The following is a 22516-nucleotide window of genomic DNA, read 5'->3' as shown; positions in this document are numbered from 1 at the left end:
CCGTGACCGTAGGCTCCCTTTTGAGGGCAGTCTGGTTTTGCTTTTTAATCGCGTCTTAGCTGTTCTCAGCCTTCCATGCATCGAATTGTTTTTGCGCCTCGGCAAGGATTTTGTCCATGCCCGCATCGACCATCCGCTGCTGCAGCTCCGTGTAGTATTGCTCGAAGTCCGTCATCGAGCCGGTCGTCAGGATCGGCGTCGATTCCTTCTGGATCGCGCTGACCTGGGCGATTTCGTTTTTGACCGGCTCGGAATTGAAGATGAAGCCGAGGATACCCGACGCCTGGCCGTTGTCGTTATTGGCCTTCATCGCTTGCAGCGCGGCCGTCGAGTTCCAGTTCGAATCCCACTGATCCCACAGCGGTCCAAGCCAGTTATGCCAGATCGCCCATGTTTGCTCTGATCCGCTGGTCGCCTCAATCGTCGGATCGTCGTCCTGCGCCGTGCCGCTCTTGAAGGTGTAGTTTTTGCCTTCCACCCCGTAAGCCAGCGTATTGAGCAGATATTTGTCGCCCCAGATCAGATTGAGCAGCATCATTGCCCGTTCCGGATTTTTGGAGGTAGCGCTGATCGCCGATGCCGCCGAGGTCATCGAGTTCGTCGAGATCGTCGGATAGCCGGACAACGTCTCTACTGTCGGGAAGCCATACGTGGCTGTCGATTTCGAGCCGTCCTCGGTATAACCGCCCGAGTCCCGCATGACGGCGTATTTTCCCGATTTGGCTTCGGCGAGGTAGTCCGTCTTGATCGCCGCATCCTTGGCAATGTAGCCCTTCTGGTAAAACTCGTGGATTGTTTTGTAGTTTTCCTTGTTCTGCGGCACATCCAAAATTTTGACGATGGAACCGTCCTTCTCGCTATAAGAAATGCCCGGCGTAATCGTCGTATAGTCATACAAGGTGATGCCAGAAGCTGTCCCGTTGGCCGTCGCCAGCAGCGGGATCATATCCGGCTCGTTTTGCTTGATCTCGGCCAGGAAGGGCTCCAGATCCTGGATGCTCTTGACGCTCTTGTAGTCGAAGCCGTATTTCTCGACCATGTCCTTCTTGAACACATGCGCGCCAGCAGGCGAATACGGCGTCTGCGCGGGAATCGCCATAATTTTGCCCTTGTACGTAACGGCCTTCCAGGCCCGAGGGTCGACCTTGGCCAGGATGTTCTGCCCGTACTTCTCTAGCAGCTCGTCGAGCGGCAGGAAGGCTCCCTTCTGCACATTGTCGTTGATCCGGTTGGACGCGAAGGTGGTGAATACGATATCGTAAGGCTCGCCTGCCGCCGAGATCAACTTCATTTTGTCCTCCCAGCCGGCGTTGTCGATCAGATTGAGATGCAGTTCGGCATTCAGCTGCTCCTTGATGATTTTGTTCGCTTCCGCCTCTACCGCTTCCTGATCCTTCATGTTGTCGATCGGCTTGGGCATGTACCAGCTAAGCTTGACAAACTGCTCCGTTTCGTTCCCCGCTTCCGCTTCCGGTTTATTCTGCTCCGTTGCCGCAGGCGTGTTGACCGGATCGGATGTCTCCGCTTCCTGCGAGCTGCAGCCGACGACCAGCATCATCGCGGCCAGGACAGCCGATGTTCCCGCCGTCCACCTTTTGGCACTACTTTTCTTTGTTGTACTCACCGTGTATGCCTCCCTTTATGTGCTCATTCATCTATAATTGACAACCACTAAGCAACAAGCGCTATGGTTGTAATTATCACCCTTTAATCGAGCCAACGGTCAAGCCTTGCACAAAAAATTTTTGGAACAGCGGAAATACGAGCAGCATCGGCCCAGCCGCCAAAATACACATCGCCATACGGGCGCTTAAGGACGGGACCATCATCCCCGGCTTCACCAGACCGTATTCGATCGCCTCCGCCGAGTTGAGATACTCCATGTTTTTCAGGACGCGAATGAGCAAATATTGTAGCTTGATCAACGGGTCCCCTTCGACATAGAGCAAGGTCAGCCACCAGTCGTTCCAGTATTGCAGGGCGAAGAACAGTCCCAGCGTCGCAAGCGCGGGCTTGGAGATCGGCAGCACGATTTGTGCGAAGATACGCAGCTCGCTGGCCCCGTCGATCTTGGCTGACTCGATGAGCGCATCGGGGATCGTCTGCAGGAATCCCTTCATCAGCATGACGAACCAGCCGCTGATCAGATAGGGCAGTATAAGTGCCAGCATCGTATTTTTGAGCCCCAGCCACTTGACCATCAGGATGTAGGAGGGGACCATGCCGCCGTGAAACAGCATCGTAAAAAAAATGAAGAAGGCGAGAAACGAGCGCAAGCGATAATCCTTGCGCGATATCGCATACGCATAGGTGGTCGTCACCCACATGCCGACGAGCGAGCCGACGACCGTGGTCAGGATCGTCACACCATACGAGCGGAGGAGCATCGTCGGATCGTGCAGGATGACCCGATAGGCGTCGAACGTAAAGTTTTTCGGAATAACGGAATAGCCGAACTTCACAATATCGCTCTCGCTCTGCACAGAAGTTCCAATAATGACCAGGAACGGGAAGATGCAAGCTGCGCACAGGACGATGAAGATCAGGTGGATGAACAGCTTTCCTGGCGTTGCCTTTGGTTTGGGGAGCGTCGCTGCTTCGGTTGTCATTGTTTTTCAGTCCCCCTAGAAAAGAGAGTTTTCCGGATTTATTTTTTTGACGATGGTATTGGTCGCGAGTACCAGACAGAAGCCGACGATCGACTGGAAAAAACCGGCCGCGGAAGCCATCCCGATATCGCCGAGGTCGATCAGCGACCGATAGACAAACGTGTCGATGACATCCGTAGTGCTGTAGAGTAAAGAGGAATTCAGCGTCACATTGTAGAACAGGCCAAAGTCGCTGTAACAGATGCTGCCAATCTGCAAAATGACCAGCATGACGATCATCGGCTTGATGATGGGCACCGAGATGGAGAAGGCTTGCCGGAGCTTGCTTGCGCCATCGATTTTGGCCGCGTCGTAATACTCCGAGTCGATCCCCATAAGCGCCGCGTAGTAGATGACGGAGCTGTAGCCCAGCCCTTTCCAGACGGCTGCAATGACGATAATATATGGCCAATACTTCGGTTCGCTGTACCACAGGATCGGCTGCTCGCCCATGGAGATTAGTACGCGATTAATGACGCCATACTCCATATCGAACAACGAGCGGAAGGCAAAGCCGGCCACGACCCAGGAGATAAAGTAAGGGATGAACAGGATCGTCTGGTAGGCCTTGACGAAGCGGCGACTTAACTCGTACAGCAGCAGCGCAACGATGACCGAAAGCGTCGTCCCCAATACGATGAAGGTCAGGTTGTAGAGCAGCGTGTTTCGCAACACGCGATAGAGGACATCCCCCCTGAACAGGAAGCCAAAGTTTTCGAAGCCAACCCACGGACTATTCCAGATGCCCAGATTGTAGCGGTACGATTTGAAGGGCAGCAGCAGCCCGTACAGCGGCACGTAGTTAAAAATAATAATGAGCAGGAATCCCGGCAGCGCCAACATTGACAAGCCGGCGTTTTTTTTCATCATTCTGAGCATGCGTGCGTTCCTCGCTTCCTTGGATGTAGGTTGTGCCCGACGAGCGATACCCAAAATATAAGGCCTGAACGACCGCCTGTATATTTTAAATCCGGTAAATTCCTACGAAAAAGCGTCGAAAGGGCTTCGATTGCAGTATTTTCGCCCAATAGGAGCGCGATCGACTGCCATATAAAACACAAAAAAGGCTGTCCTCATAGCAGTGAGATTCACCGCTGGGGACAGCCCCTTCGCTCTAAGTTGTAGGGAGCTTATTTAATATTGTTCATGTTCCGCTGCAGGGCGTACTCCTTCGGCGTCGCCTTGTATTTCTTCTTGAACAGGCTAAAGAAATAGGTTTCGTTCGTAAAGCCGACACGATGCACAACCTCATAGACGCTTAATTCCCCTTGGATGAGAAGCTCTGCTGCTTTGGCCAGCCTGACGTTGTTAATCAGATCCGGAATCGACAGTTGCGTCGCTTCCTTGTACATTTTGCTCAGCTTGCGCGAGGATACCTTCATGATGGCAGCAATCGCAGGTAAGCTCAAGTCGTTATCCCGATAGTTTTTCTGCACATATTCGGTCACTGCGTCGACAAGGAAATAATTGAGCGATTCCGTATTGCCGACCGTCTCCTTGTTGATGGAATCCTGCAGCCCCTCCCGGACGATCCGCTGAATGTCGGCCATCGTCTCCTTCTCCAGGATGTGGCGGCTGATCGAGGCGAGCTGCAGCGAAGGCGCAGCAGCGGTCTGTGCTGCCTCCAGCGCTTCAATCGCTGCGTCGACGAGCCGAATGATCGAGACGAGGGCATTGTGATAGTTCAGCGTCTCCATCTCGCCGAACAGGTTCGCCAGCACCTCCTTCATGCCGGCCACATTGCCGGACTTGATCGTCTCTGCGAGCCATTCCTCCATTTCCTTGGAATAGCCGGTCTTTTTGTTTTCGACGTTTTTGCGAATGCGCGCCTTCGTAATCATCGCCCCGTGTCCGAGCTGCAGACGATACATCGCCTGATCCTGCGCCTGATTGTACAGCATATGCAGCTCGCTCAAGGAATCGGCGGTATCGCTGATCGAGGTCGTAAACGTCACCTTGAAGTAGCGGCTGAATACGTCCTGTGCCTCGGTCAGCGTCTCCGCCAGCTTCAGCGATCCGCCTTCGTCCCCTTCCGAGAGCGCGACGATCAGCAGCACATGGTCTTCCTTCATATCGATCCCTTCGCTCGGATAGGTGCGGGCGACGAGCTCGGAGGCGATATTGATCAGGGCAAACCGGAAGCTTGCCTTTTCCTTGGCGCTGTAGGCGTGCTGGAACTCCTTGTAGTTGTCGATTTTCAACAAGCATACGGCGTAAGACCCTGCTACAGGCAACGAGATTTTCATATCTTTGAACAACGTGGCAAGCTCCACGCGCGTAATGCTGAATCGTTCGTCGAGCAGCCGGCTGAGCCAGTAATGCCGCATGACATCCTTGTATTCATCCTTCTCCTTGTAGAAGAGGTCCAACTCCTCCATCGACTGCCGATAGACGTCATTTAGATAGGTGATCTCGTCGACAGCCTTCTCATCCCCTGAAGGGCGCGGCCGGTCCATACGAATGGAGTTGACGAGATTGCCGAACGGCCGGTAGATTTTGCGAGAGATCAGGATCGATACGGCAAGCGCTAGCAGCAGCGCAATCAACGTGATGAAGATAATGCTGGTCCGCAATTTGGCAATGTACTGATACGCCTCGGGCACGGGCTGCGTTTTGAGCAGCGTCATCCCGGACCCTCCGACATTTGTGTAGGTGACGAGATAGGGTGTACCGCCGCGCTTGCTTTCGAAGAAGCCGTCCGAATCCGCGCCTGAATGGGCGCTTTTGTAAGCAGCCAGCTCCGTTTTGGCCCAGGTCATAATGTCATCATCGCCCGTACCGTCATTCAGGTATTCGCCAGAGCTGTCCAGGATGAAGATGCCGTCGCCTTTGCGCTTGTCGATCATGTTGATCTGGGCGATATTGCTCAGCAGCCATTCCGACCGGACATTGACGATGATGACACCGTCAGGCTTCTGGTCGTCCTGCGAGGTCTCGTACATCATATAAGAGAATACATACTCCGGCCTCGTCTCGCGGTTCACCAGCTTGCGGATATTGCGGAAGATCGGCTTCATCTTCGGCGGCACTTGCTCCTTGTCGTACATGGCGTCAAGCAGCTCATCCTGAAAAAAAACCGGGCTGCCCGCATTGTAGGTCTGGTCCAGATTCCGATTGTAGATCGTAATGGAATGGATATACGGATTGGTCGAGGTGATCGAGCTGGTCACTTTATTCAGTCGGTTGGCCACATCGACCATATCCTCCTGCTTGGCAAACATAACCGCGCTCACATCGCTGTTCAGGTAAAGCCATTTGCACAGGTTGGCGATCGTGTCGTCCATAAACACCATATTATATTTCACCTGATACAGAAGCTTCTGATTGGAAGCGTATTCGTTTTGGACCAGCAGCTTCTGGGCGTTGATGTAGACGACCGTCGACAGCGCAACGATCAAGAGCAGGATCGCTACGCTGATCCATAACACCATCTTGGTAAAATAAACTTTGCCCCCAAATCGCTTCACACATATCTCCCCCGTCAAGAATGGCGAAAAGACTGGCGTTCGCCAGTCCTTCCCGGACTTGTCCTAGTATACCTCAAATTCCGCTGGCGCGGATATCCTTCGTCAGAAGACTAGCGATTACGGGGCTAAGCGTCCTCGCGATGCGAGCATAGCCAAGATCGGACGGATGGATGCCGTCTGTCGTACATTCCTGGGCTTCGTCAGGCGCGCCGCCGGTCAGCCAGCTCGACCCGCACGTACAACATCGGCGAGTCCGTGCGGAAGCGAACCTGCACGCCCGACGTATGGTTCGCCAGGCGGTCCACTTCCGGCCGGAGCGGGTAGTCCGGGCGCACCGGCAGTCTCCGGTACACGCCGTCCTGCTCCAGCCATGGCAGACCGGTGACGGACAGCGGCGCCTCCAGCGCCGACAGCCACTGCAGATCCATCGCAGGGGCTTCCCCTACTCTCATGTATCGGTCGTCATGCTCCGTCCCGGGCATCGTGCTCAGCCGTTCCTTAGATCCCATCGCTGTCACCCCCTATCTCATCGCTTGGACGATCATGCCGAATAGCTCGAGATCCTGGATATAGTCCTCCGGAGTTGTCTTGGGCGCAAGTCCGTTGACGGCGACCTGGTAGAAGTACTCCAGCTCGCATGTATAAGCATCCTTGTAGGTCGGACGAATGACCGTCTCCTCCAGCGCTTCTCCGATCGTCTCGCGGATATGCAGCGTCGTAGGCAATTGACGCAGATAAGGCGTATTGTATTGCAGCAGGATCGACTTGCTCTCCCCGAATACCTCGATGTGGGCGTCGAACCGTCCCTGCTGATCCATTCCTGTCTCGAACAGCACGTGATAGTCGTCGAATTCCAGGATCGCCGTTTTGAAACGACCGCCCTTCGTCGCTGCAGCAGCCCTGATGCTGCGAGGGACGCCCAGCAGCTCGCGCATGGCGGAGATATCATGGCTGTTCAAGCCAAGCAGGAGCGCGTAGGAAGCATACTCTTCTGCGGTGGCCTCCCCGATGGCCTCCTTCATGAGCCGGAGGTACCTTTCCTTGCGATCCTGCGCCGCTGCCGCTGGGATGTCGTTATACCGATAGGCGCGGATGCCTGATTGTGCCGTAAAAAAGGCGTTCGGCCCGACTATCCCCCGCACCCGCGCATAGTTAATCGGCCCTAAAGTCCGTACTTCGTCCAAAGCCCGCAAATAGGCCGGCGCGAATCTTCTCATATACCCGACCATGACCTGGGCGTCAGAGGCATCCCTCGCCAGGATGATCTCGCGCGCTTCGGCCACGGTAATACACATCGGCTTTTCGACCAGCACATGAATGTTCCTGCGCAGCGCGGCGACCACGCATTCGGTATGGTACTCCATATTGTTCAGGACCAGCACCGCATCCAGCTCTGTGCCCTCCAGCATCGCTTCGACGGTTGAGTACAGACGCTTCACCCTGTGTTGCTCTCCCATCTTGGCCAGCAGCTGCGGCGAGATGTCGCAGAACGCCGTCAGCTCGTAATGCTCCGGCATCGACTCCAGGATCGGCAAATGAATGAGCTGCGCTACTTCCCCAACCCCGATGACTCCAACCTTCAATTTCTTCATCCCATGCTCCCCTTATGCTTTACTCGAACTTTCGGCAAACCCAGTTTACCTGCCTTACTCGGGGAGTGTACACTTCAAATGACGTCATTTCCTTTAATTGATGACACGCAATGCAGCAAAATCGAGGAAGAAACGAAGATTGAAGTGCCACTGAGCACAAGGAGGAGTGACCAACGATAATCATGGATTAATATTCGAAAGCCTCCCTCATTTTGAGAATCCTGTCAGTCCCCTCATCTATAATGGAAGGATCATCGTTGAAGAGGGGGGACCGCCATCGAACCGCCTAAGAAAACAATAGCCGCTCCGTCGTCCCCTCTGCTAGAATGGGAGAAGCTAAAACTTCTGCGACGAGGAGACTCCACCATGCAAGCGTTACGCCCATATCGACTGCTCGGGGTCGGACTGCTCTTCCTGCTCTCCATCGCGCTAATCATCGGACTGGGCACCCGCATACAGCCCCAACCTGACGCTCCGACGGCCGAAGGTGGCGTGCTCGACCTGTCGAGCTGGGATATCCGCACGCAGGGAATCGTGCCCCTGAACGGCGAGTGGGAGTTCTATCCGCACACGCTGCTCTCTCCTGTCGAGCTGCAAGAAGACGGCGCTGCATCAAGGCGCTCGCTCATCGAGGTGCCCGGCACATGGAAGGGCGAGTCGGACGTGGGCATGAGCAAGAAAGGGATAGGCACGTATCGTCTCAAGGTGCTGCTGCCTGACACTGGTGACGTATCCGGACTGAAGATCAGCAGCATCCGCATGTCGCACCGCTTGTTCGTCAATGGCGAGGAACGAGGGGCCAGCGGTCATCCCGACATCGATCCGGCGATGAACAAGCCAGGCAATACGCCGTATACCGTTTTTTTCAGCTCCGACACACGCGAGCTTGAGCTGGTGCTGCAAGTGGCCAATCGAGACTTTGTCAATGGCGGCATCGTCAATGCGATATCGTTCGGATCAGCGAGCGACATCGCCAGACTGGACAGTATCCAGATCGGCATTAATATCGGGATTATCCTCATCCTCGCCCTATTCGGCGCCTATCATCTGAGCCTCTACATCCTGGGACAGCGAGAGCGGGCTTATGTGTACAGCGGGCTCTATCTGCTCTCCCTTATGCTGTGGCATCTGCTCTATGGGGAGAAGCTGCTGCAGCGCATGCTGCCCGGTCTACCGTTTGAACTGGCGTACAAGCTGTTCGATCTGACCGGGTTTGCCGGAATGATTGCGATTGTGCTGTTTTTTTGCGCGGTGGAGCCTCGCTTGCTGTCGCCGAGAACACGCAGGCTGCTGTTGGCCCCGGTCCTCCTCTATATGGCGGCCGTCGTCGCGCTGCCCTACCGGATCCATATCGAATACAAGTACGTAGTGGTGCCCTATGTGAGCATCGTGGTCATCTGTCTGACGATCAGGATGATGGCGCTGGCGATCCAGGCTCGTCACGAGGAGACGGTGCGCAAAGAGCTCGTCTGGCTGATCGGCGGCAGTCTGTCGCTGATCGTCTACCTGATCAATGAAGGGCTATACGCCGAGAGCGTACTCTCATCGGCTTTGGCAGCCAAGTGCGGCGTTATCGGCTTCGTCATCTTCATGAACATCCTGCTGGCGATCCGGTATACCCATGCCTTCGAGCAATCCGAGCGCCTGTCTCTTCAACTGATCGAGCTGAACCAGCTCAAGGATGAATTCCTGCTCAATACGTCGCATGAGATCAAGACGCCGCTGCACGGCGCCATGAATATGATCTCCCATGTGCTGCAAGACGAGGAAGGTCAACTGTCCGATCGGCAGAAGCAGCAGCTGTGGCTGGTCAAGGATACGTCGATGCGGTTGTCGATGTTGATCCATGATCTGATCGACGTGACACGGCTAAAGCATGGACAGCTGCGACTGCGGCTGACTGCGGTCGATGTGAGGGTTACCGTGCAGATGGTGTGCGAGATGATGCAGTTCGAGCTGACGGGCAAGAGTGTACGGTTCGACAATCAGGTCACGGAAGGCGTGCTCGTGCTAGCGGATGAGAATCGGCTGCGCCAGGTGCTCTACAATCTTGTCTATAATGCGATCCGACATACGGAACACGGTTCGATTCGCATCTTCTCGTCCGTCTCGGGGCAGACGGTGGCAATCTCGGTCGAGGATACCGGGACAGGGATCGCCAAGGAACGGCGAGAGGCGATATTCACCTATTGGGAGCAGTCGGCGCGGCCGATGCCAGAGGACGGCTATACCGGGATGGGGATTGGGCTATATATTAGCCGCAAGCTGGTCGAGCAGATGGGAGGGGCGATCGGCGTGGCGTGGTCCGAGCTCGGACGAGGGACGCGGATGACCTTTACGCTGCCCCTTGCCGAGGCCTCAGCGAGCAGGCAAGAGATGGCAGCCGCGTCCGAGAGGATGCAGCGGATCGCTTATCCCGATGAGTCTCTGGATATTACCGGCGAGCATGAGCATACCGTGCTGATCGTCGACGACGAAGCATCCAATATCCATACGCTGCTGGGCCTGCTCCGGCAGCACCGCTACAATGTGCTGACCGCCTTCTCGGCCAGAGAAGCGATGGACAAGCTCAGCTTGCATCCATCTGTCGACCTGATCATCCTCGACGTCATGATGCCGGGGATGTCCGGGATCGAGCTATGCCGGACGTTGCGCAGCCACCATTCGATCCTCGATCTGCCTATCCTGTTCGCGACGGTCAAGGACACGCCGCAGGACATCGCCCTTGGCTTCCAGGCGGGAGCCAACGATTATGTGACCAAGCCGTTCGAGGGCGAGACGCTAATTGCCCGCGTCCAGACGCTGATCGCCATGAAGACGTCGATTCGCGAAGCGTTACATAATGAATATGCGTTTTACCAGGCGCAGATCAAGCCGCATTTTTTGTACAACGCGCTGAGCAGCGTGATCTCGTTTTGTTACACGGATGGTGAGAAGGCGGCGCATCTGTTATCCGTTCTCAGCCAGTTCCTGCGCCATATCCTCGATCTGGACCGCTCCCACCTGTATTTCAGCCTGAGCCGGGAGCTGGAGCTGATCGCGGCGTATATCGAGATCGAAAAAGCGCGCTTCGAGGATCGCTTCGAATTCGTATGCGAGGTGGACCCGCAGCTGCACCATCTGGAGATCCCCGCTCTCTGTATCCAGCCGCTCGTGGAGAATGCGATCCGTCACGGATTATTCGAAAAGGACGGTCCCGGCACTGTCTCCCTGCGAGTCGGCAAGACAGCCGTCGGCATCGAGATAACTGTACAAGACGATGGCGTCGGCATGTGGCCAGAACGACAGCGGCGGCTGCTGGAGGAGGAACTGGAGAAGGATCGCCAGGAGAATCGAGGAATCGGACTGGCCAACATCCGCAAGCGGCTGGGCAGCCTGCCCGGCGCTTCACTGCAGCTCGTATCCGAGCCGGGACGCGGCACGACCGTGACCGTCCTGCTGCCTGCGGTATCAGTCGTCGACAGAGGGCTCGACTTGTCCCATGACTCGTCATAACTCACTAATTTTTCAACATGACTCACTCTGGCTCACCCAGCACTCACCATCACTCTTCGGGGAGGATCACCTTTGTTTCGTACAGTTATCGTCGAAGACGAAAAGCCGATACTCGAGCTGATGAAAGTTGTCGTCGGCCGCAATCCCCACTATACGATCGTCGGCGCCTATACGAGTCCGCTCGAGGCGCTCCGCCACATCCCGGAGCTACAGCCGGATGTTGTGTTCCTCGACGTCGAGATGCCGAAGATGAGCGGATTGGAGCTGGCTGAGCAGATCAGCCGGATCTCGGATCGGACCATCGTCGTGTTTACTACCGCTTACAAGCATTACGCCCTCGAGGCGTTCCAGGTCGAGGCGATCGACTATATCCTAAAGCCGGTCACGCCGCTCGCTATCGAGCGCGTTGCTTCGCGCCTGCTCAAGCAGCATCGTTCATCGACGTCATGGATGCCGCAGGAATTCCGCATCCGATGCTTCGGCGGCTTCGAGATGATCCAGCCGGACAACAGCAGGCTCCGCCTGCGGACGCGCAAGACCGAAGAGCTGTTCGCCTATTTCCTCTGTCACGCAAGCAAAGAGTTCGACAAATGGCATCTCGTCGAGTTGCTCTGGCCAGACACCCCGGAGGAACGGGCGCTACCCAGTCTGCACACCTCGATCTATTCCTTAAAGAAGGGCTTGAAGGCGCTGGAGCTTGGGGTCGATATTCGCAAAACGAGCGAGGGCTATCGGCTGGAGATGGGCGATCAGGTATGCGATCTGATAGCGTATCATCGGTTTGACTTTGCCGCGCGGGAAGAAGGATGGGATACGAGGCAGGCGGAGTATCTATGCTCGCTGTATAAGGGGCCGTTGCTCGAGGGCAAGCCGTATCTGTGGAAGTCCGGACTGGAGATCGCTTATGAGAAACAATATACGGCGCTGGTGCGCGAGCTGACGCGACGCGACAGGCTCGCACAGGCATGGGACCGCGCAGAGCATCGTCTCGATACATGCCTGTCCATCTACCCTCTGAGCGAGGAGATGAACCTGGGACTGATCGAGCTGTACGCGCAGCGCGGCACGCCAGGGCGGATAGGACGTCACTTCGCAGCCTTCGAGGCCGCGTGTCTCCGCGAGCTGGGCGTACCGCCCTCTCGCGAGATGAGAGAGCGGGTCGCGGCTTATATTCAGTAAGACAAGCGCTATCTGTTATAGACTGGATATCAAAGCCTCTATTGCGAGCCCTTCAGCAGCTTCAGCACTTCATCAAGCTGCATCTCTACGGCCAGGGGATCGTACGGCCAAAAGATGTCCGTATTCAACCGGTATACGCGGTTATTTTTGACGGCAGGTATGGAATTCCAGAGCGCGCTTTTCTCGTCAAATACCGCACCGTTGGAGACATCGAGGAAAATATGATCGCCTGCGTAATCCGGAATCACTTCCATCGAGATTTCCAGCGTTTCTTTGCCAGCGTCCATTACTTGCTCCTGGATGATCGCTGGCGGCTTTAAGCCGAGGTATTTGTACATGGCCTGCCCCCCTCGGTAGATGCCATCTCCATAGATGAAATAGGTTTTGTCAAACGCCCCAATCAAGGAAAACGTTTCATTCTCCATATTCAAGGTCTGGAGCTCTTGCTTGCTACTCTCCACCTTCTGGTCAAAGTCTTCGAGCCATGCCTCCGCCTCGGCCTCCTTGCCTAGCAGTTCCCCGAACAGTCGCAGATCTTTATGCGCATCCCCGATGCTCTCATACGGGATGACCACGGTCGGTGCGATCTTACTGTATTGCTCGTACATATCCTGAGCGACAGTTACGATCAGATCAGGCTGCAGCGACAGGATCTTTTCGACCGAACCGCCATCGATTTGTCCGATATCTTCAATGCCGTCCGTTAATCCAGCCAGATGAGGATACTCAATCTCCCAGTAGGGGGCGCCGATCGGCTTGATATCAAACAGCAGGAAGTAAGGCAAGAAGCCCTGTGTAACGACGCGCTGCGGAGCGGCAGGGATGACGATGTCACCCTTAATGGTGTGGAAGGTTCGGGTAGAGGACTGGGCCTCGTCCTCCGACGATGGTTCAGTTTCGCCGGATGTGTCATTTGTCGGGGCTGAGTGCTGGGAGCCCGTCGCATTCGACGCTTCGTTCACTTCTTTTTGATCTGCATTGCCGTTGCCGCAGGCAGCGATAACTGTGAGGACGATCGCGATTATGCCGACGAGGAAGGCTCGTCTGTAAAATGATTGCAAGGTATGAAACATGTTTTGTCCGCTCCTTTTAATTGAGACTGATTCTCGTTATTAACTAGCACCAGCCTATTATATCGAGTTGCGGACGCCATCGATATTTCATCCTATCGCGATATTTCTATGGACTTTGGTTGCATCGTTACGTAGCCGGGCCAGGACTGGCCATCCCGTGAGCCTTCTCCACAGCCTGGAAAAGCAGCGGAAGTTGTTCCGCTAGAGCCATCCCGTCGTCCGACCAAAAATCCGTCAGAGCCAAGTAATAGATTCGGGATTGTCGAAAGGCCTCCAACGAAGACCAGACCGGATCACTGCCAATTCGCGCAAGGAACTGTACTGGTCCGTCTGCCGACTCCCCCACAATAACAAACATATGATCTGCGGCATACTCCCCCAGCCGCGCTATCGGGATCGTGAGCGATTGCCCCGCCGCCAACACCTCCTGCGCTACTGCCGCAGGCGGCTGGAATCGCATCGCTTCAAAAAGATTGGAGGCCCCGCGAAGCTGAAGCGACCAGAGGATGACTGTATCGTTGCCTCGCAGCTCGTAGAGGGCAACGGTCTCGCCGGGCTGAATATAGTCTGTCAGCCTGTCTCTCCAGATGTCGGCCTTCCGCTGATAGCGAATAATCCACTGCTCGGCCTCCTGCCTGCGACCGAGAATGTCCGCCACAAGACGCAAGCGCTCAAGCGGCGGGTATCGATAGGAAGGGAGGCACAGCACGGGAGCAATTCGTTCAAATTGCTGCAGTCGATTAGCATTCTGCAACAGCAAGTAATCCGGAATAAGAATAAGATCCGGCTGAACGGATGTTAAAAGCGCCACATCCTCCAGCCCGTTGCTGACAACCGTCCCGCCTTGGATCAGCCTGTCATGCAGCAGCGGAGACGTATGCCAGGGTGCCAGGGAAGCCGCCACCGGTTGAACACCGAGCGCTAGCAGATCCCCGGCATGATGCATTGTGGCAATCCTTGTCTGAGTGCCTTGCAACAGCGAGCGATAAGTCGAAGGCGGTACGCCACTATCCCGCTTGAACCTGCGACTAAAATACAGTCCGTTCTGAAAACCGGTCCTGCTGGCAATCATATCGAGCGTCAGATCGGTAGTGAGCAACAGAATACGCGCATGATTCAGTCTCACCTTGCTCAGAAAGCCGGAGAAGCTGTAACCGCTATACTGCTTGAATGCCCTGGAGAAGTGACTGGTATTAAAGCGTGCTTCCCGCGCCGCCTGGTCGCGATTCCAGTCTTGTTCGCAATGCTCCAAGATGCCTTGCATAATGGAGACCACCGCTTGCTCGGACGAAGAACGATTAGCCAACTGCTTGTCCATCTGTGACAGAATGAGCCCGACTAATTCGTCGATTCCGTGATCGAAGTGATAATCGCTCGCAGATTCCGGTTGTTGGAGCCTCGCCAACCGAAGCACAAGCGCCGAGATTCGAGCAGCGAGCGGTCGAATGACATAGCCATTGTAAGGCAACTTGGAATAATCGAGGCGATAGACGAGGGAATCGACTGTGGTCTCCTGTAAGACATAGCTTTGGAAAAACAGCCCGATTATCGGATGACTATCACATTCAGCCGGTTCCAGCCGGAGTTGGGTCTCGGGCTGGACATAAAGGATATGCTTGTGAGTCAAGGTGTGCCGCTTGCCATTAAAGCAGACAACTCCCCTGCCTTCAGTGTAAAGCAACAACGCACAGTCCGTGGCGAAGGTGACGGGAGTCGCATCCTGCTCCCATCGCCACACACGCAAAGCCTGAAACTTGTTCACAACGCATCAGTCCACCTCTTTGGGATACTGCTGTTTCTGCTCAATAGAAATTTTATAGGTTCTCGGTCGTTAACGTGAAGCCTTCGATGACAACCTCCTCATCCACCTCGATGAGGATACATCGTTTGCCCCGATAGTTAACTTGCTTGACGTACCTCAGATCCTCCGGGCTGACGGCAATCGAGGCAACCTTGGTCTGGATCTTGATCGACTTGGAGTTGAACTTGGGGATGACGCTGCTCGCCTTCAGCTCATAGTTGCGGTCGTCGGCGACGGTGCGGAACGCTTCCTCCACCCGCTCCGTCGTCACATTCTCCACCCCGCTGACCGTAAGCAGCTGCTCCACATCGCGATAATCCAGCTTCGGCGGCTCCTCCTCCTCATGGTCCTCGATGACCCGATGGATCTCCTCGTAGACCTGGGCAATGGTGGCTGCATCCAGCTCATCGCCAGCCACCTCTTTTACGATCTCTTCGAAGATCGTTCGTTCCTCCAGCGCCGTCACCGTCCGTTCGGCATTGAGCACCTGTGTGATGAACTGGGTATTCGGCTCATTGATCTTGCCGACGCAATACAGCACGCGGTTCACATCCGATACATTGTCGGTGACGCTCGGATAGAGGAAGCCTTGCTCCGGCGTGCTGAGCTTGATGATCGGATCGACGTTGACGTTGTACTTGAACTCCCGCTCGACATAGTCGAACAGGAGCGACTTGCGCTGCTGCTCGGTCGAATTGACGCTGCACAGGATGAACGGATGGGAGAACATCTCGTCCTTCTCGCTCACCTCGGCTTCGTCGTTGCGGCTCTTGGTCGGACGGTAATAATGGCCGCGGACGAACGTGACCACCGTATCGCGCTCATACGTGTTGTCGGTCAGCATCTTCTCGACGAGATGCAGCATCAGATTCATCCACTCCTCGGTGTCGCCGGTCACCATCCCCTGATGCAACAGCACGCGGGTCGGGTCCTCCGCCTCCTCCTGGAATTTCAACTCGAACAGCTTTTGATCGAGCTCGCCGGTCAGCAGCTTCTTGAAGTTGAGCATGTACAGCTCCTGCTTCTCCCGATCTACCAGCGCGAACGGCTGGCACTCGTAATGGTAGATTTCATCGCTTTCCTTCATAATATAGACGTTTAGAATGTCGTGAATGGTGAGCATTTCGTGGTCCAGCTTGAACTGCTTGCGAATATGGGCGACTTCTTTTTTGATCATCGTTGTATAGACATCTCCTAACTTGACTACTATGTCTTGTTCCACTATGCGAATACGCGTTCTAATAGATTGTACCTTCGCTGCACCAAAAAAGAAAGCGCAAAGACTAAAGCGCATCTACTCTATGAATCGTCCGCATATCGCGACGGCCGGAACAAGGCGAACCTATAATTCAGCAGGTTTTTATATATTTACTTTTATGTTAATTTATAGATTGAAAGGAGGTGGGCAACGATGAACAACAACAACAACAACAATAACAACAACTAAGACTGGTGAGCGAACATGCATAATGACATGATCGTCTGGTACTTACCTTCGCGCAAGCCAGACAGAACCATAAGGAGGCAGAGTCCCGCTTCCGCAGGACTGTGCCTCCCATTGTGTCGATTAGGGGTGCGATCGATTATAAGTCCGTTTGCAATAACAGTCTTGCAATAAACACCAGATCCTCGATATCGATTTTGCCGTTTTTGACGACATCGGCCGCTTTGATGGCATCCCAATCCGGATCGGCATAGGTTTTGCCGTAATGCTTGGCTGCCAGAGCGAGGTCGCCTACCGTGAACTTGCCGTCTGTATTGAGATCTCCAGGTCTGTAGGTGATGACCGAAGCCTCAAAGCTGCTCAGTGCAGAGCTGAGCGCGGCTACGGCCTGCTCGACCTGGACCTCAGAAGCTCTCGGATCGGCTGCAATCGCTGCTGCCTGGTTAATCGCCGCCTGCAGCGTCGCTTTGGCGCCGACAGGGTATTGGCCTGGCTGTGTGCCCTCGATAGCTGCATCGTGCTTGGCCTGCGCCGTCTCGATGAGCGATTGCAGGTCTGCTTTGTCAACGGTTGTAATGGCGATGCTCGTCGAGCCTCCCGGCACGACAGTCTCCTCGCCCCGCTGATTGGCAATCACGACATTGGCGAGGGTCAACATGGTCGCTGAAGCCTTGCCAGGCCTGATGCGCCAATGCAGCGTCAACAGCTCGCCGTATGAATCGCCAGCCTGCCCCAGTTGGGCGACGAGCAGCCTGACGTTCCCGTCGCCCGTCTGCTCCCCTACGATATCGAAGCCTGCGCGCGCCGAGTCCGCCCGGACGAACTCGACTACCTCTGGATCGTAGGCGATCGTCATATCTTGCGCGTACACGTCATCCTTGCCATGGTTCAAGGCGTACGTCGTCGTGAACAGCTCGCCGGTGAAGACATGATCCGGGCCGCTCAGGGTCGCTGCCAGCTCCGGCGCGTAATTGAGCATCATGTAACGGTAGTCGCCGCCCCACGTTCCGCTCGCCACCTCCACGACTACATACAGGTCATGCACGCCCTTCAGCGACTTGTTCAGCGGCAGGGTATACTCCATTACATTCGTATCGACCAGACCGCTGGCGATCAGCTTATCCTCGTCGATCGTCAGACCGGAGAGCTGGTAGCGTTTGTTGGCCTGACCATTGCCCTGGCCTGTCTGGTAGTTGTTATAGTAGGCTTTGTCATCCGCCTCTTGCAGATCGGCATAGAGACTGATTTTGGCCTCGCCTGGGAATACCCGCGTGAAGCTGATCGATTCCATACCCTTGAAGTCAATCTTGCCATACTTCCAGGCGGCGCGTTGCCCGACGCCGTTGCCGACATAATTCAACTTGTCAGCGCTCAGGACATAGTTGCCAAAGCCGTAATCCAGCTCCAGCATGTCGATGACGAGCTCGCGGGCAGGATTGGCAATAATTTTAACCGTCAGTTCATTAGACTTGTAGAGACCGTCCGTCGTCATCGCGTACACCTTCACCGTCTTGCCCACGATGGCGTCCGCGCCTCGTTTGGCTGCGGTCAGCTCGCCAGAGGCCGAGATCGTCACGCCTTCGATTGGTTGGCCGGTAGTCGCATCCTCCGCATACCATTGGATGGCAGCCTGAGGATCGACAGTCGCGTTAAAGGCGATCGAAGTCCCCGCCATCAAGCCTTTGTGAAGCTCAGCTTCCGTCGAGATCTCGATGTCCACCTCCTGCAGCTCGAACACGACCGTTACAGGCACGCCTTTGACGAGCGTCACCTCAATGTATTTGCGACCCATCTCATCGGTCTCGACCTTCTGCTCGACGCCGTTGATCGTTGCTCGCTTCCAGGCCAGCCCGTTCATCAGCCGGATGACATTCGTTTCCTCATCCGTCGTCATCGTCACGCTTGCGGTTCTGCCGTGCAGATTCCACTCGATCGTGTCGACTAGCGTGTTGTTTTTTGCCCGCAGACCGCTAACACTTCCCTCGTTGAAGCCCGGCAGCAGCGTCGGCACGATCTCGATCTCACCGAAGTTCGAGTAGAGCAACGACTCGTTGACCGCGCCCATCATCCCAAACGCCATATCCGTCACATAGCTGGAGGTCAGATTGCTGTTATGTGACGTCATCAGCGAGGAGTAATGATATCTTGAGGTCATCAAATATTTCACCGCATGCTCAAAGCCCGCCGGCCGCTTCAGCCTCGCCTCCACCAAGGCTTTGTGCATCGCGCCGTGCGACTCCGCAGCCTCCGAGCCGTTGTACGCCGCCGATCTGTAGTCCATAGCCAGCGCGATGCCTTCGGCCAGCGCCGGATTGTTGCGCGATTCTTGACCGGGCCAAGCCGCATAGGCGTGGCTTTCATGCCGGTGCGCATGTTGCTCGCGCAGCCGCTTGTCGGCCCATTCCTTCAGTTCGCCCGTTCCCTCTTGATACACGTAGGCCGGGATATATTTCTCGAACGCGGCCCATTCCGCCAGAACCTCCTCTTTGTTGGGGATGTTCATGCGCTCCAGCAACGTTCTGCCCATCGACAGTGTATTCCGCGTCGCTGAGATATCCATCGTCGAGTTATAGGCCAGGGCGTAGATGGAATTGCCGCTTTGTCCGGCAGGCGTGTTCTCCGGCGAATACGTCGGGGTGTACAAATATTGCGCGCCCGTGTCGCCTTTGGCCACCGCCTCGGATAGTGTCGTACCGTCATCGAGGTGATGATTGCCGTTGCCGTCGGTGTAAAAACGCTCATCTACAAATTGCAGCCAGAAGTTCATCGTTTTTTTGACAAGCGGGTAAAGAATGTCGTTTTCGAGGTCCATAAAGCCAGACTCTTCGATTCGCGCCACATCGGCTGCGCTCAGGTCCAGCACATGAGCGATCGTCTTGCCGGTGGAGCGACTCGCCTTCTTGAAGTCGATGTCCTTGCCGACAGGAATTTGGCGATTGCCATAGCTCTGCCAGAACTCGAAGATCGGCAGGATGAGCCAGTCGGTGATGCCGTTGACATACGTGTGCGGATAGCCGTTCAGGAAGTGATAGCTGCCCGACTCCCCGGTGCCGTCCACACGCGGCGGCGCCTTGATCGCATCGACCATGCCGTACAGATTGTGGGCGTCGTCCTCCCAGTCGGCCACCATCCGTACGATGAAGTTGATGTATCCATGGCTCGCGCCCTCCATATTGCCGACGTTCATGCCGGACACCTGCAGGTTGTTGTTCGCATTCAACGTAAAGTCGCCTGACCATTGCGGCTTCCAGGTGCCAGTCCAGATCGCGCCCAAGCGCGACGAATGATAGCCGCTGGCTGCGATCAAGCCGAAGCGAGCGTTATTGTACACGCGCTCCAGGAAGGCCTTGTTAATGATCGCTTTATTGCTGTTCTGCTTGGCGATCAACTCCGTATTCGTAAGCTTGCGGTCGGCCTTCTCCTCCTCCGTCTCGGCCAACTCGATTCGCACATTGTTGAACATTCCGCCGTGGATCGCCACATGCGGCTTCAACAGCTCCTCATACTCGGTTATTTTAGCTGCTTTGCGGTCGATGCTGTATTTGTCCAGGACGCGCTCGATGTCGGTCAGCAGCTTGTCGTACAGCTTTTCCTTTACATCCTTTACGTTTTGCGTCCCCGTATCGATCCGATCTACCTTGGTGACCAGCATGAGGGTGTTCGTGCCGGTGACGGTCACCGTCGGGTCGTTCGCCACCACGGGAGCGCTACCGGTCACAAAGTTATTGACCCTTCCATTCGATCCCGGGGTGAAGGTGCGTTTTTTATCCTCATAGTCGATGTTGCCATCGGTCAGGATGCGGGTAGCGGTACCCCAGCCGCCCTCGGCAAACAGTCGTTTCTCCACATTTTTGGTGCCTTTGCGATTGAGGTTCGGGGATTTGCCGACCATCCCCATCGCAATGATCTTCCCTTGATCCTGCGTCACGACGTAATCGGTATCGTGATACTCCGTCTCGCCCCCGTTTTGCATCTGGAAGATGTGGTCGATGGTCATCGTCAAGTCTAGCTCCATCCCTTGCGGAGCCTCGATGTACGTGACGATCACCTCGTCGCTGCGGGAAGCAAAGGAAAGCCGGTTCCACTCATTGCCTTGCGCATCCTTCCACTGGACGCCAACTTCCCCGGTCTCGTAATTCGTATAGCGGTTGTAGCTGGTTTTGTTCGCTTCCGTAAAGCTGTTGTTTTTGATCCGGAACTGGGAGGCCGGCTGATAGTCGCGAGGCCAGGTCGTGCCCCAGTTGGCTCCATATTCCGCTTGGGAATATTCATTGACATAGGACGTCCACGGAAAGTCGTTATTGCCGCTTCTGAGCACCGCGCCTTTCCGCTGCGCGTCCAGGATCGGGTATAGTTTGGGCGTTTCATAGAAGTTGCCGTTATCGGTGACGATTTTGGTGTTGTTGAAGATGAAGACATCCTCATCCGGGTCGGCGCTCTCGATGAAGCCGATCTCGCCGTTGGCCGTGACTGAGCCGTCTCGCCAATTGTTGTTAGGCGCGCTTCGGCTAATCGACTTATAGGTGTTTTCGTTGAAGCCTAGGGCGTCGCCAAGGCCGTATTTCCAGCTTGACGAGCCTCCAGACTCCTCGTTGATTGCGGCCTCGGCGGTCTGCACCGCCACAGGGCCAGGCATTGCCGGGAACGCCGTCGCTACGATTGCACAGCTCGTCAGGATCGATAATACTTTTCTCCTCATGCCGATCTCCATTCCGCTGCGGACGCTGGCAGCATAATTTGGGCTTCTTTACTCGTACAGGACAGCTTTGATATCTTCTTCGTCCATATTGGACTGGTCGTACCAGACGTAACCGCTGTCGATATGCTCCGGCACGCTTTCGCCTCTGGCTGCCGCTACGGCTGCCTTGACGGTCTCGTAGCCGATGCCGACCGGATTTTGCGAGATCGCTCCTGCCATCAGTCCGCTGCGGATCGCATCGAGCTGCGCTTGCCCGGAGTCATAGCCGATGATCGTAATGTCGCCCTCGGCTTTGAGTTCGGTCACCGCATTCAGGATGCCGATGGCCGAGCCTTCGTTGGCGCCGAAGAAGCCCTTCAGATTCGGGTAAGCCTGGATGATCGCCTTGGCCAGGTCGGTAGACTTCAAGTGGTCGCCGCCGCCATACTGGATATCGACGATCTTGATATTCGGGTGAGCCTCCTCGATCCGTTGGACGAATCCGTCGCGCCGGTCGATCCCGGTGCGGCTGGTCTGATCATGGACGATGATCGCCACTTCGCCTTCGCCGCCGATCAACTCGGCCATCTTGTCGGCTGCGCTGCCCGCAGCCGCGACATTGTCTGTCGTCACGAGGCTGATCGGGATGTCGCTGTCGACGCCAGAGTCGAAGGCGATGATCGGGATGCCCGCATCCTGCGCCCGCTGCAGCAGCGGGATCGACGCCTGACTGTCCAGCGCAGCGAGTCCGATCGCGCTAGGCTTTTTGTCGAGGGCCACCTGCAGCATCTCCAGCTGCTTGTCGACCTGCGACTCCGTCTCTGGACCCTCGAACGTGATCTCGACGCCATATTCTGTTGCCGCCCGCTCCGCTCCCATCTTGACCGCTTGCCAGAACTGATGCTGGAACCCTTTGGAGATGAGCGGCACATAGATTTTTTCGGTCGGCTTAGCCGTACCGCTATCGCCTGACGATGTCGCCGGAGGCGTTGTTGCTGGCTTATTGCCGTTATTGCTGCCGCCGCTGTTTGTGCTGCAGGCCGCGAGCACCATGACGAGCGCAAGGATCGTCAAGAGCATTCTTTTGTTCATGGTGGGTTCCCCTCTTCTATGGATGATCACTACATAAGGTCAAGGAT

General features: G+C 55.6%; 13 protein-coding genes. 2 read left to right on the top strand and 11 right to left on the bottom strand.

The window, feature by feature from the left end; translation table 11 throughout:
- Positions 1-55: 55 nt before the first annotated feature.
- The 6 genes from PA598K_RS25915 to PA598K_RS25890 form a co-directional block, all read right to left on the bottom strand.
- On the bottom strand, positions 56-1624 hold the full coding sequence (locus tag PA598K_RS25915; RefSeq protein ID WP_128659740.1) for an ABC transporter substrate-binding protein: 1569 nt from the start codon (positions 1622-1624) through the stop codon (positions 56-58).
- 76 nt (positions 1625-1700) lie between these two features.
- Complete coding sequence (locus PA598K_RS25910; RefSeq protein ID WP_128659739.1) at positions 1701-2609, bottom strand: carbohydrate ABC transporter permease; 909 nt, start codon at positions 2607-2609, stop codon at positions 1701-1703.
- A 15-nt stretch (positions 2610-2624) separates the two neighbouring features.
- Positions 2625-3527 carry an ABC transporter permease gene (locus tag PA598K_RS25905; protein ID WP_128659738.1) on the bottom strand — a complete coding sequence of 301 codons (903 nt, stop codon included), beginning with the start codon at positions 3525-3527 and terminating at the stop codon, positions 2625-2627.
- 251 nt (positions 3528-3778) lie between these two features.
- Positions 3779-6115, bottom strand: coding sequence for an AraC family transcriptional regulator (locus PA598K_RS25900; RefSeq protein ID WP_128659737.1), 2337 nt, complete (start codon positions 6113-6115; stop codon positions 3779-3781).
- Positions 6116-6315: 200 nt separating this feature from the next.
- Positions 6316-6624 (bottom strand): SGNH/GDSL hydrolase N-terminal domain-containing protein, encoded by a 309-nt coding sequence (locus tag PA598K_RS25895; RefSeq protein ID WP_128659736.1) that lies wholly within the window; start codon positions 6622-6624, stop codon positions 6316-6318.
- A 12-nt stretch (positions 6625-6636) separates the two neighbouring features.
- Entirely contained in the window at positions 6637-7707 is a 1071-nt protein-coding gene (locus tag PA598K_RS25890; RefSeq protein ID WP_128659735.1) for a Gfo/Idh/MocA family protein, read from the bottom strand.
- Between the two features lie 366 nt (positions 7708-8073).
- Here PA598K_RS25890 and PA598K_RS25885 point away from each other — a divergent pair, with 366 nt between their 5' ends.
- Together PA598K_RS25885 and PA598K_RS25880 are read left to right on the top strand one after the other, a co-directional pair.
- Positions 8074-11202, top strand: coding sequence for a hybrid sensor histidine kinase/response regulator (locus PA598K_RS25885; RefSeq protein WP_128659734.1), 3129 nt, complete (start codon positions 8074-8076; stop codon positions 11200-11202).
- Between the two features lie 72 nt (positions 11203-11274).
- Positions 11275-12381: a response regulator gene (locus PA598K_RS25880; protein WP_128659733.1), complete on the top strand. Its 1107-nt coding sequence runs from the start codon at positions 11275-11277 to the stop codon at positions 12379-12381.
- Between the two features lie 38 nt (positions 12382-12419).
- Here the strand turns inward: PA598K_RS25880 and PA598K_RS25875 are convergent, their stop codons facing one another.
- The 5 genes from PA598K_RS25875 to PA598K_RS25855 all read right to left on the bottom strand — a co-directional run bounded on the left by PA598K_RS25875 (position 12420) and on the right by PA598K_RS25855 (position 22469).
- Positions 12420-13454, bottom strand: a complete 1035-nt coding sequence (locus PA598K_RS25875) for an ABC transporter substrate-binding protein (protein ID WP_128659732.1) — start codon at positions 13452-13454, stop codon at positions 12420-12422.
- 127 nt (positions 13455-13581) lie between these two features.
- Positions 13582-15216 (bottom strand): helix-turn-helix domain-containing protein, encoded by a 1635-nt coding sequence (locus PA598K_RS25870; protein WP_128659731.1) that lies wholly within the window; start codon positions 15214-15216, stop codon positions 13582-13584.
- Positions 15217-15268: 52 nt separating this feature from the next.
- Positions 15269-16432: a DUF4317 domain-containing protein gene (locus tag PA598K_RS25865; RefSeq protein WP_128659730.1), complete on the bottom strand. Its 1164-nt coding sequence runs from the start codon at positions 16430-16432 to the stop codon at positions 15269-15271.
- 406 nt (positions 16433-16838) lie between these two features.
- Entirely contained in the window at positions 16839-21398 is a 4560-nt protein-coding gene (locus PA598K_RS25860) for a glycosyl hydrolase family 95 catalytic domain-containing protein (RefSeq protein WP_185602234.1), read from the bottom strand.
- A 48-nt stretch (positions 21399-21446) separates the two neighbouring features.
- Entirely contained in the window at positions 21447-22469 is a 1023-nt protein-coding gene (locus PA598K_RS25855) for an ABC transporter substrate-binding protein (RefSeq protein ID WP_128659728.1), read from the bottom strand.
- Positions 22470-22516: the final 47 nt, after the last annotated feature.

The organism is Paenibacillus sp. 598K, assembly GCF_003851045.1.
Classification (GTDB): Bacteria; Bacillota; Bacilli; order Paenibacillales; family Paenibacillaceae; genus Paenibacillus_D.
This window is presented reverse-complemented; position numbering and strand designations above follow the sequence as displayed.